Origin of the sequence: Bradyrhizobium elkanii USDA 76 (assembly GCF_023278185.1) — a bacterium.
In the GTDB taxonomy this organism is placed as follows: Bacteria; Pseudomonadota; Alphaproteobacteria; order Rhizobiales; family Xanthobacteraceae; genus Bradyrhizobium; species Bradyrhizobium elkanii.
In genome coordinates, this window is record NZ_CP066356.1 from 8,728,224 (window position 1) to 8,743,766 (window position 15,543).

At 62.0% G+C, this 15,543-nt stretch carries 9 protein-coding genes and 1 pseudogene; 7 read left to right on the top strand and 3 right to left on the bottom strand.

What is annotated here, in order from left to right:
* The first annotated feature begins 8 nt into the window (after positions 1-8).
* The 4 genes from JEY66_RS41330 to JEY66_RS41345 all read left to right on the top strand — a co-directional run bounded on the left by JEY66_RS41330 (position 9) and on the right by JEY66_RS41345 (position 4,728).
* Positions 9-1,142 (top strand): radical SAM protein, encoded by a 1,134-nt coding sequence (locus JEY66_RS41330; protein WP_016847138.1) that lies wholly within the window; start codon positions 9-11, stop codon positions 1,140-1,142.
* Positions 1,143-1,159: 17 nt separating this feature from the next.
* Positions 1,160-2,341 (top strand): glycosyltransferase family 4 protein, encoded by a 1,182-nt coding sequence (locus tag JEY66_RS41335; protein ID WP_240536754.1) that lies wholly within the window; start codon positions 1,160-1,162, stop codon positions 2,339-2,341.
* An 87-nt stretch (positions 2,342-2,428) separates the two neighbouring features.
* Complete coding sequence (locus JEY66_RS41340; protein WP_016847135.1) at positions 2,429-3,748, top strand: O-antigen ligase family protein; 1,320 nt, start codon at positions 2,429-2,431, stop codon at positions 3,746-3,748.
* Positions 3,749-3,804: 56 nt separating this feature from the next.
* The gene (locus JEY66_RS41345) at positions 3,805-4,728 is read left to right on the top strand and encodes a hypothetical protein (protein WP_125459104.1); all 924 of its coding nucleotides are present in this window, start codon (positions 3,805-3,807) and stop codon (positions 4,726-4,728) included.
* A gap of 133 nt (positions 4,729-4,861) precedes the next feature.
* On the opposite strand, the pseudogene JEY66_RS41350 reads toward JEY66_RS41345, so the two are convergent.
* Positions 4,862-5,084: pseudogene (locus JEY66_RS41350) on the bottom strand (transposase); the annotation flags it as partial.
* Positions 5,060-5,797 carry a class I SAM-dependent methyltransferase gene (locus JEY66_RS41355; RefSeq protein WP_016847132.1) on the bottom strand — a complete coding sequence of 246 codons (738 nt, stop codon included), beginning with the start codon at positions 5,795-5,797 and terminating at the stop codon, positions 5,060-5,062. The pseudogene JEY66_RS41350 and the gene JEY66_RS41355, both read right to left, overlap by 25 nt.
* Positions 5,798-6,480: 683 nt before the next feature.
* On the opposite strand from JEY66_RS41355, the gene JEY66_RS41360 reads away from it, so the two are divergent.
* From JEY66_RS41360 to JEY66_RS41370, 3 genes are all read left to right on the top strand, one after another.
* Positions 6,481-7,917 carry a hypothetical protein gene (locus JEY66_RS41360; RefSeq protein ID WP_016847131.1) on the top strand — a complete coding sequence of 479 codons (1,437 nt, stop codon included), beginning with the start codon at positions 6,481-6,483 and terminating at the stop codon, positions 7,915-7,917.
* A 576-nt stretch (positions 7,918-8,493) separates the two neighbouring features.
* Entirely contained in the window at positions 8,494-11,136 is a 2,643-nt protein-coding gene (locus JEY66_RS41365) for a type I secretion system permease/ATPase (RefSeq protein ID WP_018269445.1), read from the top strand.
* The gene (locus tag JEY66_RS41370) at positions 11,123-12,550 is read left to right on the top strand and encodes an HlyD family type I secretion periplasmic adaptor subunit (protein WP_016847129.1); all 1,428 of its coding nucleotides are present in this window, start codon (positions 11,123-11,125) and stop codon (positions 12,548-12,550) included. Before JEY66_RS41365 ends, JEY66_RS41370 begins: the two co-directional genes overlap by 14 nt.
* A gap of 124 nt (positions 12,551-12,674) precedes the next feature.
* Here JEY66_RS41370 and JEY66_RS41375 read toward each other — a convergent pair whose 3' ends face one another.
* Entirely contained in the window at positions 12,675-15,527 is a 2,853-nt protein-coding gene (locus JEY66_RS41375) for a coiled-coil domain-containing protein (protein ID WP_018269444.1), read from the bottom strand.
* Positions 15,528-15,543: the final 16 nt, after the last annotated feature.

The following is a 15,543-nucleotide window of genomic DNA, read 5'->3' on the forward strand; positions in this document are numbered from 1 at the left end:
GATTGCAAATGGACCTCACCATCATCTCCACGTTTCGTTGCAACTCGAGATGCCAGATGTGTTACATCTGGAAGAATCCGACTGATCCAAAGGAAGAGGTCACGCTCGAGACCCTGGCGAAGCTTCCTGCGGGGTTCGATAATCTCAATATCTCCGGCGGAGAACCGACTCTGCGGAAGGATCTCGCCGACATGGTGGACCTGCTCCACCCCAAGGCCCGAATCATAGAGATCAGCTCGAACGGCCTGCATCCCGAACGTCTCCTCCCCATCATCAAGAAGCACCCGAAGATCAAGGTTCGTTTCAGCCTCGAGGGTGACGCGACCACCAGCGACTGCATCCGCGGCGAGAAGGACGGCTATGCCACGAAGGTAGCCGGGCTTCGCATGCTGCAGGAGGCCGGCGGGCAAGATCTGGGATTTGCCTTCGTCATCCAGGACGAGAATGTGGCTCAGCTGGTTCGAACCTATGAACTGGCGCGTTCGATGGGGTTCGAACTTGCGACCTCGACGCTGCACAACGCGTGGCAGTTCTACAAGAACGACAATTATTTCTACGAGCGCGTCGCGGTGGCCCGCCAAGTGGAAGGGCTTATCACTGCGATGCTCAAGAGCAACAAGCCGAAGAACTGGTTTCGCGCCTACCTGAATCTGGGCTTGATTGAAAAGATCCTCGGCCACCCGCGGTTGATACGCTGCAGCGCGGGCACCGATTTCGCATTCATCGACCCCTGGTCCGATGTGTGGGCCTGCAATGTGCGCTCAGACCTGCCGCTGGGCAATTTGGCGCGCCAGTCCTGGAGCGAGATCATGGCGAGCGACGCGGCCAAGAACTCCGTCGCCAAGGTTCACGCTTGCCAACAAAACTGCTGGATGGTGACGACCGCGCGCACGGCAATGCGTTCAACGCTGGTTCCGCAAGCACCGAAGATGGGACCGCTCATCTGGGTGCTGAAGAACAAGCTGAAGGTCGAGCTCGGTCGGGCGATCTGCTTCGATCAATACATCGATTATTCCAACGTCGCGCCTACTCCGCGTGTCCAACGAACGTCATTCCTCAACGAAAAGCAAAAGGCACGATTGGTGCGCGGGAGAGAAACGGTCGACGCGCGATATCCGCTCAAGGAATTCATGAACAACTAATTTGACGGGAGGGTGCAGTGAGTGCGGATCATCTGGTACTGCGGGTGATCATGCTTGGCTTGCGTGGATTTCCCAATGTACAGGGAGGAGTGGAAGTTCACGCAGAGCATCTGTGCCCTCATCTCAAGGAACTGGGCTGCGATGTCGAGGTGATCGTTCGCTCCTCGTATATGCCGCCTGATCGCGGCGACGAGTGGCACGGTGTACGTTACCATCGGGTATGGTGCCCGAAGACCTCCGGTCTCGAGACAATCGTCCATTCGTTCCTCGGAGTGCTTGTCGCCGCATGGCAGCGGCCGGACGTGTTGCACATCCAGGCCATCGGACCGGCCCTGATGGCGCCACTCGCGCGCTTGCTGGGACTGCATGTTGTGGTGACGCACCACGGCCCGGATTACGAACGGGAGAAGTGGGGCCGATTGGCCAGGATGGCCCTGCGCGCCGGCGAGGCCTGGGGAATGCGATTCTCCGACGGCCGCATCGTCATCTCCCAGACCATCCGAAAGCTGGTGCGGGATAAGTACGGCCTGAATTCGGACCTCATTCCAAACGGCGTCACCTTGCCTGACGTGCCGAAAAGCACTTCGGTACTGGAGAAGCTTGGGCTGACGCCCGGACGATATGTGTTGATGGTGGGCCGGCTGGTGCCGGAGAAGCGGCACACCGACCTGATTCAGGCCTTTGCCGATGCCAGGCTCACCGGATGGAAGCTCGTGTTCGTCGGCGCCTCCGAGCATCCAGACGCCTATACCGAAATGCTTGCGGCGCGCGCCGGGGCGACCGCCGGGGTGATCATGGCTGGCTTCCAGTGCGGCCTCGCATTGCGGGAGCTATACGCCCACGCGGGCATTTTCGTTTTGCCATCCTCGCACGAAGGTTTGCCGATCGCGCTGCTGGAAGCTCTGAGCTTCGGTTTGCCGGTGGTGGCCAGTGATATTCCTGCTCACCTGGAGATCGGATTGAATGACGCGCACTATTTTCATGTGGGAGATGTATCAGCGCTCGCGGATCGCCTGGCATCGTTTGCACGCAGTCCGTGGCCGTTGGAACTGCGCGAGAAGACACGCAACTGGTTGGCTGAACGGGAAGACTGGCGCTCTATCGCAGAGCGCACTCTCGGATGCTATCGCAGGGCAATCGAGCCTCGTCGAGGCGGTCCCCATGCGCGGTCCCGGACCGCGCCGCCCAGCACCGCCTAGCGAGCTGCGCACGCGGCGTGCCGGCCAACGCGCCGTGCCCGTCCCGCAGTTGAGCCTCAAACCGATCGAACCAAAGCGACGTTCAAGATGAATACACTCCTGCTGTATTTTCTTATCTATACGTTCTTTCGATCGATCTCCAACGGCCTCGACCGTCTGTCCGGGACGAGTTTTTCCATGATCCTATCGATCACCGTCCTCGGGATCGGTGCTGTGGCGATCTGGCACATGCGGGACGTCAGGATACACAGACGAGTTTTCACACTGTTGATCTGCTTGTCCATCTTTATTGCCGCTTGCGGACTGTCACTTACCGTCAGCGCTGGAGCCGGCAAGATAATCGACCAATATTCCGCCTGGTACGAGATCTTCAGGTATCTGCAACTGATCATGTTCGTGGCATTGCTTTCGTCCCTTTATCGACATCCAAGTTTTTGCCTCAACGTCCATCGCGTTTATATGTCGCTGCTGTTCATCATTTCCGCCGTCGGACTAGGTCAATACCTGACCGGTCATGCAGAGCTTGTCACCCAATACGACAAGTTTAAGCGGGTGGCGGGTCTTTCTTCGCACCCCGTACCCTACAGCCTGGAGATCGTGCTGACCTTTTTCGTTTGCGAGCTGTCGCGCCGGAAAATGCGGCTTCCCATTCAGCACCTTCACCTCGCGGCGTACTCCCTGTTTGTTGTTGCCCTGGTCCTTTCCGCTTCAAGGACCGGTGTCGCGCTGCTCGGAGTGACCCTCAGCGTATACTTTTTTGTCCAGCGGCCTGCTCTCCTTCCGGTGTTCGCGGCAGCATTCGCGATCCTCATGTGGGCATCTCCATTTGGAGAGTTGTTCTCGGACCTGAGCAGCGTTCCGGAATACATCATGAACGGCGAATATGCGGTGTGGGACTGGCGCACCGCGCCGACCTCGGTCCATTGGCGCATTCACCACTGGTACTATCTGTCCACACTTGGATTGGAACGAGCGTGGACCGGATATGGCCCCGGTCAAGTGGGGTTCTATAGCCCGTTTCTTCTTTTGGCGCACAGTCAGTTCGTGGAAATATTCTTCGAGTCGGGCGTGGTCGGCCTGATCACCTTTGCCGTGTTTTGGTTCAGTCTTCCGCTGGCCGCGATGTCGGACCGGCGGCGGCTCGTTTCTTTATATGGAAAGCGGTCAGCAGAAATTGGAATCCTGCACTTGTGGCTTGCGATGTTTGCCGGCGTGACGCTGGTCGCATCGTTCGATGCGAGCTTCGACAGGGAAACGGTGGCGTTTTCGCACTTGATCGTCAGCATGTTTGTGGTGCTGGCTCAACCTGAAGCCGTCACCGAACGTGAGCCAGGATCGCGCTACTCGCACATCTCGATGACTGCTGGTTCGCGGATTGAAGCATCGGCGAGCCGAGAAACTATCTGAACAGCAACATGGCCGCTGTTGGCATCATCGGCCGATATTGGTTATGAGCACCTCCCATGAACGAGCATCTTGCCATTCCGCTCACGGCTCTCATGTTACTCGGCGCCCTCGTCTCATTGGCGAGCGCCGCGACGATAGCCCCTCCATCCCAGTACGGACGATGCAGCGACAACGGCAATCTCCTGTTAGAGATCGAATCTGCATCGCACGTGACGCAGCGGGAAATGTGTCATCGCAATCCAGTGCTGCAGGTGCAACTACGCAAGTCTCCGGCGCTCAAACCCATCTGCACGTCCTTGTCGATCGATTGTGTGGTTTCGCAAACTTCCGGATATGACAACGGAATATATCCATACGGAGTCAGGACCTATTTCTCGTGGTATGCAGGTGGCCGCGCCGCCACCGGGAACGTTGTTTCTCCTTCCGACTTCTCTTCACTGACGGGTTGGGGACAGATATATCCGCAAGTCGGCGTTTCGAACGTTGCCGCCAACGTCTATTTGAAGGACTATCGCGTCTATGTGCACTTGACGAGTGGCGGTTGGCAACTTGTACAAGATCAAGCCACGAATTCCATCGGTGGCCGGCGTTTCGTGGCAGACTTCTCCAACAACTCCTCTTCGGAAATGAGTCTCGTTGTTGAGTCTGACGGAAGCGTAAGAATGGACTCGCCAGCATCCGGCTATAATAATCATTTCTGGATTGAGCCGAGAGGATCGTATGCTCCCGGAACAGTCGACGGGGTGTTCTCGCTGGCACAGCTACGCACCGATGATGCAAGTGCAAATCTGATCGCAAACTTTGGAGCTGACTGGTGGAGAAACACCTCAGCTCCGTACCTCTACGTAGATGGAGTGTTTGTAAATAATCCCGGCATCGGCATGGGCACCTGGGTCAAGTTGACGACGACGTACCAGTACTTCTTCTTCACGACCATGACCAAATCGCAACTGCAAGCCGAGCCGCCGCCCTTGAGATAGCTGAACAGTGCTTCAGTGCTCGATAGATCCGCTCGGGCACCAGGCGCGCGGGGCGCTCGCCAAGGATCATCGCATGCGCGGCGTCAAGATTTGAGGGGGCGGTTCAGGAGCGGTCACGATGGCGATGGAAATCCAGAATATCCCGTTCAGCCCTGAGCTTGTTGACCTCACGCCTGAGCCGCGCGATTTCCGCTGCTGCTCGGGCTTCATCTGGCCGTGACCCGGCAAAGGCCTGCACAGGAGCGGGGCCGAACTCCTTCACTCATCTTCGCAAAACATTCTCATGAACCTCTCAGGTGTCGGGCGGCTTGCGCCGCCGATACCCCGCGTTCTAGCTGGCGAGAACCATCAGTGATGCCCCGCCGAGCAAGCGCACAGACAGGTCCTCTCCGGCAACAGTCCGGACAATGCGCCGCCCGGCGTTAACGAGGAGGGTTTTCGTGGTTCGCAATTCGGGATGGAGATGGAGGAAATCTTCGAGCCTGGTGTACTGACTGTCAATGATCTCAAAGCCGGTGTCGCGCAGTGTCGCCAGAGCTGTTGCCTGATCAAAGTAATGCAGGTGACCAACCTCCTTACGTTTCTGAAGGGGCTGATCGCGCAGAACGCTGAGGACATTAAGGTCGAGGGGGATATGAAACACATAGTATTTCGAACGCCCTCTGAGCCTTCGCAGAAAGCCCATATAGTCATCGATGTGCTCGAAAACATCGATGCACAATAGAAGATCGTAGCTTCCGCTGGTTTGCGAGAAGTCTCCGCAGTGGAAGCGCAAATTGTCCCGTTCGCGCGGTTTGGCGGCAGTGATGGCATAGGGAGCGATATCGTAGCCAACGGCGGTTGAGTCACGGAAGACGTCGTGCTCAAGCAGGGCGTTCAGAACGCCTCCCACTCCGCAACCGACGTCGACGATCGTCCGGCAGGTGATGTTGTTGGCACGCACGATCCTGGCGATCTTCGCGGCCTTGGTTCCGGCATCCTCGTCATGCCAGCCCGGATGGGCTTCGGCATAACCTTCCCCAGTATAGAGATCGTCGGACGCGAGCCCTGCCCCTCTGACGACAGCCATCGTTCTCTCCCTCAATTGAATGGCGACCTGGACGACCGATCGGGACGCCAGAGTTGCAACCAGCTCTTGCGAACCGGCACCTGAAGTGCCGTGCGGTCACGTGATGGCGACGGGAGCGCTCGCCGCGGCCAGCGAACCGCAGCCGATCCGAGAGCCTGCGTTCGAATTCGTAGTGCGCGATCGGGTGAGCAGACGGCCGCGTGTCCTTCCGGCGCCGCTGGATGGCCAAATAGTCGGGCTTCAGATTCGTCAACCCACGAGCCGCCATTCAAGAGAACCGATCCGTCTCCACCGGCAAGTGTGTTCTTGATCTTGAGGTCGTCGCAATAATCCTTGCGGGTTACCCCGGAGCGCAGAACTTAATCCGCGCTTGAATCGGCAAGCATCCGGCGCTTGCAACATGGGCGCGCCGGAAACAAGGGATTGGGCCGATATACGTGTGTATAAATCACACTTTGAGAGTTTTTTTGCCATTTTTGATTATTAACCCACCGACCCAGCAGTCGGGGGGGCAACTTCCAAAAATCCCACTGCTTGAAATCTCCTCGCGGTTCGAGGCTGCAATTCTTTGGAATCGGAATCTGTTCGCGACTGACGTCGCGAGCATGCAATGTGTCGCACATCTCTGATGCGCGGCAGCGGAATTCCTCGTCCTTAAATTTGGTCTGCAATGGAGAACTAAAGTGGCGCTGACCGATGTCATCTATCAAAACACGCCTGGTAACAGCGAAGGGTTTCCGCTTGGCGTCCCCACAAGCTATTCCTGGTACGGCGGAAGCACCGGCCATACAGGCAGCACCCCGCCCTCTAATTTCACCTCCGTCACGGGATGGGGACAGGTTTACCCCGAATCCGGGGCAAGCAACGATTCCAATCCGGCCAACGTTCAGATCGCGAACTTCCAGACGTGGGTGCATCTGAAAACTGGCGGCTGGGTTCTCGTGCAAGATCAGGCGACGGACCCGATCGCCGGATCTCAGTTTCTCGCCGACTTTTCCGGAAACACGAACACTTCCTGGAGCGTGACAAGGCAGGCGGACGGCAGCGCGATGGGCGCTGCGCCCCTCAGTGGATACAACGACCATTTCTGGCCGGGCTCACGCGGCAGCTATTCCGCCGGATCGGTCGATGGCGTCTACGTCCAGGCCGATATGAGGACCACTGATCCGAACGAGCATCTCGTTGCCGATCTGGGAGCTGATTGGTGGTCGACCCCGACAGCCCCATACGTCGACGGTTTCTCCAACAATCCCGGTGCCGGGATGAGCGATTGGGTCGCACTGACGACGAACTACAAGACCCTTTACTTCACCTCGATGACGTCTGCGCAGTTGCAGGGCGATCTGCCGCCTCCGCTGAAGGGCACCTCTTCGCCGACGACGCCCACGACACCGACGACGCCGACCGATCCGACGGTACCGTCGCAGCCGACGACGCCGACCGACCCCACGACGCCGACAACCCCCACGACTCCAAGCGTGACCGCACCGGTGCTCGACGTCGCGGACAAGTCGCTCTGGGTGGCCGGCAGAGGCGGTCAGGTGGACCTGGGGACGACTGTTACAACGACCGACCCCAACGATAACCTCACCCTGAACATCATGGGACTGCCGCGATACGAGACGATCACGACCGGCGATGGCACGACGCTCAGGGGCAACAACATCACCCTGACTTCCGCGCAGGTCGACAGCGGATTGACGCTGACATCGTACTACAAGGGCAATGCTCATCCGGTCGCGAACCTCACGCTGACCGCGAGCGCTATGGATCCGACCACCGGCGCTGTGATGTCGTCGGATCCGCAGACGATCCGCGTGACGGATCCCCGGCCGTCCAGCTGGACTGGCGGAAACAGCGGGAGCTTGGCAAACCACGGTTTTGCGCAGTTGCAGCAGCAGATGGGCGCGGACACCAGCACCCTGGCGAACGCAGCATCGCAGACGACCGGTTGGGGCGATCAAGGCACGCGAGCGTCCCAGGCAAGCCAGGGCTTTGCGCTGCTGAACCAGTATCTGGCCGGTAGCTCCGGTCGGGTCGACGCTGGTCAGATCGCAGCGGCCATGTCGAATGGGACCGGCTGGACGCACAACTCGTTCTTGAGCAAACCTCAAGGTTGATCCGGCTGCTGCACCCGGGGGCTCTGCGCCCGGGTGCAGTACCATCGACGTGTTGGGAATTGGAAACGGGCGGTCGATCGCGGACGGTAACCGTGAAGGGACTGTCACGCGCGGGCCTTGATCTCGGTTGGCTTCATCGCTCGCATCTGTTTCCGAGCGATCAAAACGCCTGCTGGCGCAACGGGTTCGGGTATGCGGCAAATTTGCGCGCAATTTACCGGTGCAAAAATCAAGATTTGAAACTTTTTTCGCCATTTTTGCGCATTAACGAACCGGTTCAGCAGTCGGGGGGCAGGTCTAAAATCCCACTGCTTTGAAATCCCCTCGCGGTTCGAGGCCCTAGTGCTTTGATGTTGCTTGCGCCTTTTGGCTGCGAGCAAGCGGCATGTCACATGCTCTGTCGATGCGCGGCATTGGAATTCCCAGTCCCTGGAAGTGCATGAGAAGGAACACAAACGCGGCCGGGTAGCCGCGAAGGGTTGAGTAAGAATGGCGATCCAGAACGGAAATGCCCCCGCCGCAGATCTAGGGCTTCGCGCGCTAGCTCTGTTCCTGCGCCTCCATGGCGTGAATACTGTGCCGGACCAGCTCCGCGATCGTTGCGGGAGCGACGAGATCGGCATTCGCGCGATGCTTCGCTGCGCGCGCGAATTCGGAGTCAAAGTCCGTTCGCGGACAATGGATTGGACCCGCCTTGCGGGTACCCAGCTGCCCGGAATCGCCTCGCTGCGTGACGGCGGATTTCTGCTGCTGGGCAAGATCGACGACCAGGTGGCGCTTGTGCTGCACCCGACCTCGCCGCATCCGAGCCGGATGACGCGCGCGGAATTCGAAGCGATCTGGGATGGCGGTTTGATCTGTGCTGGATCACAGAGCCTCGCGCAGCGCGCACGTCATGCATTTGCCGACATCCGCACGCGCTCGTTTGACCTGGGCGCCGGCCTGATGCACCGCGCCGGCGAGGGCCTGATGCGTGCCCGTGACGGCCTCACGAAGAGCTTCTTGGCGATGAGACCTGGCATCCTGATGCGCGGGCCTCGCGACGATGCCGCAGACCATCCGGCAAACACCGAATCCCCGGCCCCCGGCGCCGAATCCGAACATGACGATGAATCCGGGCTCATTGCGCTCGCGATCTTGCTGCGTTGCCATGGCATCGCTGCCGACCCCGGCCAAATTCGCCACCGGATCGGCGCAGCGCGCCTCGGCGTTACTGAAATCCTGCGCTGTGCCAAGGATTTCGGGCTCAAGGCAAAGGTGCAGAGGACGAGCTGGAACAGGCTTGCCGTCACCCCGCTGCCGGGAATTGCGCTGCTGCGCGACGGCAGCTTCCTGATCCTCGGCAAGGTTATCGACGACAAGCTTCTCGTTCAGCGCCCGCTGTCTCCGCGCCCCGAAACAATCACCCAGGCCCAACTCGAGGCCATCTGGGACGGCGGCATCATCCTGATGGCCCGGCGCGCCAGCCTGACCGATCTTGCGCGGCGCTTCGATATCTCCTGGTTCGTCGGCGCCATGCAAAAGTATCGTCGCCTGCTCGGCGAGGTGCTGGCGGCGTCGTTCTTCCTTCAGATCTTCGCCGTTGTCTCGCCGCTGTTCTTCCAGGTGGTGATCGACAAGGTGCTCGTGCATCGAAGCATGAGCACGCTCGATGTGCTGGTCGTCGGGCTTGTCGTACTGACCGTGTTCGAGGCCATCCTCGAGACGCTGCGCGTCTATCAGTTCGCGCATACGACAAACCGTATCGACGTCGAGCTCGGCGCCAGGCTGTTCCGCCATCTGCTGGCGCTGCCGATCGCCTATTTCCAGACCCGCCGCGTCGGCGATTCGGTGGCGCGCGTCCGCGAGCTCGAGAACATCCGCCAGTTCCTGACCAGCTCGGCGCTCACGCTGGTGATCGATCTGCTGTTCACCGTCGTCTTCCTTGCGGTGATGTTCTATTACTCGACGACGTTGACGTGGATCGTGCTGGCGTCCTTCCCGCTCTACATCGGCATCTCCGCGGGAGCCGCGCCGCTGTTCCGTCGGCGCCTCGACGAGAAATTCAATCGCGGCTCCGAGAACCAGGCCTTCCTGGTCGAGAGCGTCACCGGCATCGAGACGCTGAAGGCCATGGCGGTCGAGCCGCAGATGCAACGCCGCTGGGAGGAGCAGCTCGCCGGCTATGTGTCCGCAAGCTTCCGCGTGCTCAGCCTGAACAACACGGCGAGCCAGGCGGTCCAGATGATCAACAAGCTGGTCATCGCCGCGACCCTCTACTTCGGCGCCCGCCTGGTGGTCAGCGGGGACCTGACTGTCGGCGAGCTCGTCGCGTTCAACATGCTGGCCGCGCGCGTCAGCGCGCCGGTTCTGCGGCTCGCACAGATCTGGCAGGACTTCCATCAAGCCCGCCTGTCGATTGATCGTCTCGGCGACATCCTCAACACCATTCCCGAGCCGAGCTTCACGCCGGCCCGCGCAGCGCTGCCGCCGATCCGCGGCCAGGTCACATTCGAGCACGCGACCTTCCGCTACCGCATCGACGGCCCCGAGGTGCTGCACGACGTGTCGTTCAGCGTCGAGCCAGGCCAGGTCATCGGCATCGTGGGTTCATCGGGCTCGGGCAAGAGCACCATCACCAAGCTGATCCAGCGTCTCTATGTCCCGGAGAGCGGCCGCGTGCTGGTCGACGGCGTCGATCTCGCGATGGTCGATCTGAGCTGGCTGCGGCGCCAGATCGGTGTCGTGCTGCAGGAGAACGTACTGTTCAACTGCACGGTCCGCGACAACATCGCGCTGGCCGATCCGGCGATGCCGATGGAGCGCGTCATCGAAGCGGCGGAGCTAGCCGGCGCCCACGACTTCATCCTCGAACTGCCGGAGGGTTACGACACCGTCGTGGGCGAGCGCGGCAGCAGCCTGTCCGGCGGGCAGCGCCAGCGAATCGCAATCGCGCGTGCACTCATCACCGATCCACGCATCCTGATCCTGGACGAGGCGACCAGCGCGCTGGACTACGAAAGCGAGCGCGCGATCCAACAGAACATGAGGCGGATTTCCGCCGGCCGGACCGTGTTCGTCATCGCCCACCGGCTGTCGACGGTGCGCAATGCAAGCCGGATCATCACCCTCGAGCATGGCCGCATCGTCGAGGACGGCAGCCATGACGAGCTGATCCGCACCAACGGCCGTTACGCCAACCTCCATTATCTGCAGGCCGGTATCCATGACGTCCGCTAGCCGCAATGTCGTCGCGTTCCCGAGACGCGAACCTCGCCGCCGCGAGCACGAAATCGCCTTTCTGCCGGCGGCGCTCGAGATCGCCGAATCGCCGCCATCGCCGATCGGGCGCGCGATCGGGGCCTGCATCATCGCCGCGTTCTGCATCGCGCTGTTGTGGGCGACGCTCGGCAGCGTCGATATCGTCGCCAGCGCGACCGGCAAGATCGTGCCGGGCGGGCGCACCAAGCTGATCCAGCCGTTCGAGACGGGTGTGGTCCGCGCCATCCGCGTCCGCGACGGCCAGAGCGTCAAGGCCGGCGACGTCCTGATCGAGCTGGACCCGACAATGACGGAGGCCGACCAGGAGCGCCAGAAGAGCGATCTGCTTGCAGCCGAGCTGGACGTCGCGCGGCTGCGCGCCGCGCTGGCCGCAGACCCGCTCGCGGCCTTCCGACCGCCGCAAAACGCAAGTGCGAACGAAATCGAGATGCATCGCCAGTTCCTGATCAGCCAGCGCGCCGAACAGAGCGCAAAGCTTTCCGAAATCGAGCGCCAGCAGGGGCAGAAGGAGGCGGAACGGGCGACCACATCGGCGAGCGTCGACAAGCTGGAGGCCACGATCCCGGTCCTGAAGGAGCGCGTCGACATCCGCAAGGGTCTCGTCGAGAAGGCATTGGCGTCGAAGGTCGTCTATCTCTCCGAATATCAGGAGCTGGTCGCCATGCAGCAGGACCTCGTCCTGCAGCAGAGCCGGCTGCGCGAAGCCGATGCGGCGATCGCGCTGCTGAAGGAGACCAAGGACAAGACTGCCGCGGAGTATCGCCGCGCGACCTATGATGCTCTTGCGAAGGCCGAGCAGAAGGCTGCGAGCGCTGCCCAGGAGGTGGTCAAGGCGGATCGGCGAACGAAGCTGCAGAGCCTGACCGCACCGGTCGACGGCGTCGTGCAGCAGCTTGCGGTTCATACGGTGGGCGGCGTGGTGACGCCAGCTCAGGCGCTGGCCGTCGTGGTCCCGAGCGAGAGCCAGCTTGAGATCGAGGCCATGCTCTCGAACCGCGACATCGGCTTCGTTCATCCCGGCCAGAAGGCGGAGATCAAGGTCGATACGTTCAACTTCACCCGGTACGGGCTGCTGCATGGCGACGTGCTCAGCGTGTCGACGGATGCCATCACCCGCGACAAGCAACAGGGCGGCCCCAATGACCGGACACTGGGCGCGGCGCAGAGCAGCAGCGAGCCTAAAGGTCAGGAGCTGGAATATGCCGCGCGCGTTTCGCTCGACCGGACGCACATGCAAATCGAGGACAAGCTCGTCAAGCTCGGGCCGGGCATGGCGGTGACGGTCGAAATCAAGACCGGCACGCGCAGGATCATCAGCTACCTGCTTTCGCCGCTGGCACGGTACCGGCAGGAGGCCCTGCGCGAACGGTAAAGCGAAGCGCGTCGCCGGACATTGCAGCCGAGCGACGCGCCACTCGCTTCAGAACGAAGCTGATCGCGTTGGTGCCAGTCGTTCAGACGATCGCGGTGAAATTGCCGGTGGATTGGCATATGCGCTATCGGCGCAGCGCCTCCAGGCGCGATTTCGCCTCCTGGATTCCCGCGGCGTTGGCCTTGGCATAGAGGTCTTGTGCCCTGCGCTCGTCACCGCGCGTGCCGTAAGTCCCCCATTTCGCAAGAATCAGGGGATCGTAGGTTTCTGCGAGCGCAAAGCTCGCCTGGGCGCTGCCCATTTCCACGGCGCGCTCGAGGACAAGCCGCGCCGCGCCTATGTCGCCCTGACGCAGCAAGGAGCTCGCCCGCGCAACCAACCCTCCCGCTTCCGCAGCCTGCTCGGGAGCAGGCTGCGCAACCGCGCGAGCAGGCGCCGCTCGTGTCTGTTCGGCGGTTGGATTGGTGGTCACTCCGATGGACTTGTCCCGCGCGGTCGCACCGGTCGTCAACGCCGCGCCGTGCGCCTTGCGATCCTCGGCCTCATACGCATGGATGGCGCTTCGCGACAACGGGAGGTGCGGTGCCTGCACGTCGATCCTGGCGCGCAATTGCCTCAATTCGGCAGCGCTGGCTTCGGCTGCCTGCTTCTGCAGCAAGGTTTCCTCGCTTGCCTTTGCCGCCCGCGCCGTCTGGGTCTCGCTGTCGCGATGCGCTGCCGCAAGATTCTGCTCCAGCCGCGCGGACCGCTCGCGCTCCTTTTGCAGGTCGGCCGCACCGCTCTTCTCCACCGCCTTCAGCCGGGACGTTTCTTTGCCCGCTTCGGTCACGAGCACGGCCTTGCTCTCGATATCACGTCGCGCTGCCGCAAGATCCTGCTCCAGCCGGGCGGACCGCTCGCGCTCCTTTTGCAGATCGGCCGCACCGCTCTTTTCCGCCGCCTTCAGCCGGGACGCTTCTTTGCCCGCTTCGGTCACGAGCACGGCCTTGCTCTCGATATCACGTCGCGCTGCCGCAAGATCCTGCTCCAGCCGGGCGGACCGCTCGCGCTCCTTTTGCAGATCGGCCGCACCGCTCTTTTCCGCCGCCTTCAGCCGGGACGCTTCCTCGTCTGCTTTCGTCACCAGGGCCGTCTTGGTCGCGACATCACGCCGCGCGGCCGCAAGATCCTGCTCGAGCCGATCAGCCCGCGCCGCTTGCAGTGAGTTCTGCAACTCCGCCGCACCGCTTTCCCTTTCCCGCTTCAGTCGGGCGGTTTCTTCGCCTGCTTTCGCCGCCAGCGCGGTCTGCGTCTCGACATCGCTGCGGGCAGCCGCAAGATCCTGCTCCAGCCGCACCAGTCGCTCACGTTCGTCCGGCGTCGATTTGTGAACCGAAGCTGCGCCGCTCTCAGCCGCCCGCCTGAACTCCGCCGCTTCTTCACCGGCTTTGCGGGCCTGCGCCTCGAAGGCGTAGCTCGTGCTTCGCGTCTGGGAAAGCTCCTGTGCCAGCGCGTCGGCCTTCGCGCGCGATTCCCGCAGCTCGGCGGCCCCGGCCTCCACCGTCCGCTTCTGCCGCAGGGCTTCCTCGGCCGCTTTTGCCGCCAGCGCGGTCTGGGCCTCGACATCACGCCGCGCGACCGCGAGATCCTGCTCCAGCCTTGCGGACCGTTCTCGTTCCTTTTGCAGGGAGCTCTGCGACTCGGCCGCGCCGCTCTCGCTTTGCTGTTTCAGTCGGGAAACCTCCTCGCCTGCTTTGGTCGCGAGCGCGGCCTGGGTCGCGACATTGCTGCGGGCAGCCGCAAGATCCCGCTCCAGCCGCGCGAACCGCTCTTCTTCGTCGGGTGTGAACTTGCTGGCCGAAGCCGTGCAGCTTGCAACCGCCTGCCTGAGCTCCGTCGCTTCGTCTCCGGATTTGCGGGCTTGGGCTTCATATGCATAGATCGAGCTGCGCGACAGGGAGAGGTCTTGCGCCAGCGCCTCGGCTCGTTCGCGTGATTGCCTGAGCTCGGCAGCTCCGACGTCCGCTGCCTGCTTCTGCCGCAGAGCCTCTTGCTTTGTCGTTGTCGCCAACGCCATCTGGGTCTCGACATCGCGCCGCGCTGCCGCCAAATCCTGCTCCAGCTGCGCGCTCCGCTCGCGCTCCCTTTGCAGGGACGACTGCAGCTCCGTAGCGCCGCTTTCCTTCAGCCGGGAAACCTCCTCGCCTGCCTTTGCCGCCAGCGCAGTCTGAGTCTCGACGTTGCGGCGCGATGCCTCGAGATCCTGATCGAGCCGCGCGGACCGCTCGCGCTCCCGTTGCAGATCGGCCACGCCGCCTTCCGCCGCTGCTTTCAGCCGAGACGCTTCCTCACCCGCCTTTGTCGCCAGCACGGTCTGGGTTTCGACATCGCGCCGCGCGGCCGCCAGATCCCGCTCCAGGCGCTCCGCCCGCTCACGCGTCTCTTGCAGGGAGGTCAGCAGCTCCGCGCCGCCCAGCGCGGCTTGCTTCTCCTCGGCCGCTTTGTCCGTCAACGCGGCCCGGGCCTCGATATCGCGGCGCGCCGCCGCGAGACTCTGCTCCAGCGACTCGGCCCGGTAGCGCTCCTGCTCGAGACGTTGCAGCAACTCGATGTCACGTCTGGCATTCGTCAGTTCGCAGGAGAGCGACTCCGCCCAGTTGTATTCCCGTTTCGAAACCTCGCCCGGGTCATTGACTGTCGCTTGGACAACCTGCACCGGTCTGCCGTTGCCGCCTCGACCCGGCGGCAAGGCTTCGGGAGCGCCGTTCTTGGCCACTTCGATGAAACCGAGACTGCGGGCAGCCGCCGAATGCTGCGGTTGCGTCGAAGGGCGGGCCGGATCCGGGGAAGCCCGTGTTTCCGGCGCGCACGCCATTGCGAGCATGGCGGCAGTCGTCCACGACAGCGCGGACCGTCCCGCCCTGGGCAGCAGCCGGCGCGACGAATCTGCGATGTCGCAGCCGGCAACTGCTTTGTCCTTGAGGATCACCGGACCCATCCGCAATCACCTGTCG

What these genes read in the sequence shown, in the direction of transcription:
- JEY66_RS41345 (WP_125459104.1), top strand. Translation starts at nt 3,805, where the DNA reads ATGAACGAGCATCTTGCCATTCCGCTCACGGCTCTCATGTTACTCGGC.
- JEY66_RS41355 (WP_016847132.1), bottom strand. Translation starts at nt 5,797, where the DNA reads ATGGCTGTCGTCAGAGGGGCAGGGCTCGCGTCCGACGATCTCTATACT.
- JEY66_RS41375 (WP_018269444.1), bottom strand. Translation starts at nt 15,527, where the DNA reads ATGGGTCCGGTGATCCTCAAGGACAAAGCAGTTGCCGGCTGCGACATC.
- JEY66_RS41370 (WP_016847129.1), top strand. Translation starts at nt 11,123, where the DNA reads ATGACGTCCGCTAGCCGCAATGTCGTCGCGTTCCCGAGACGCGAACCT.
- JEY66_RS41340 (WP_016847135.1), top strand. Translation starts at nt 2,429, where the DNA reads ATGAATACACTCCTGCTGTATTTTCTTATCTATACGTTCTTTCGATCG.
- JEY66_RS41330 (WP_016847138.1), top strand. Translation starts at nt 9, where the DNA reads ATGGACCTCACCATCATCTCCACGTTTCGTTGCAACTCGAGATGCCAG.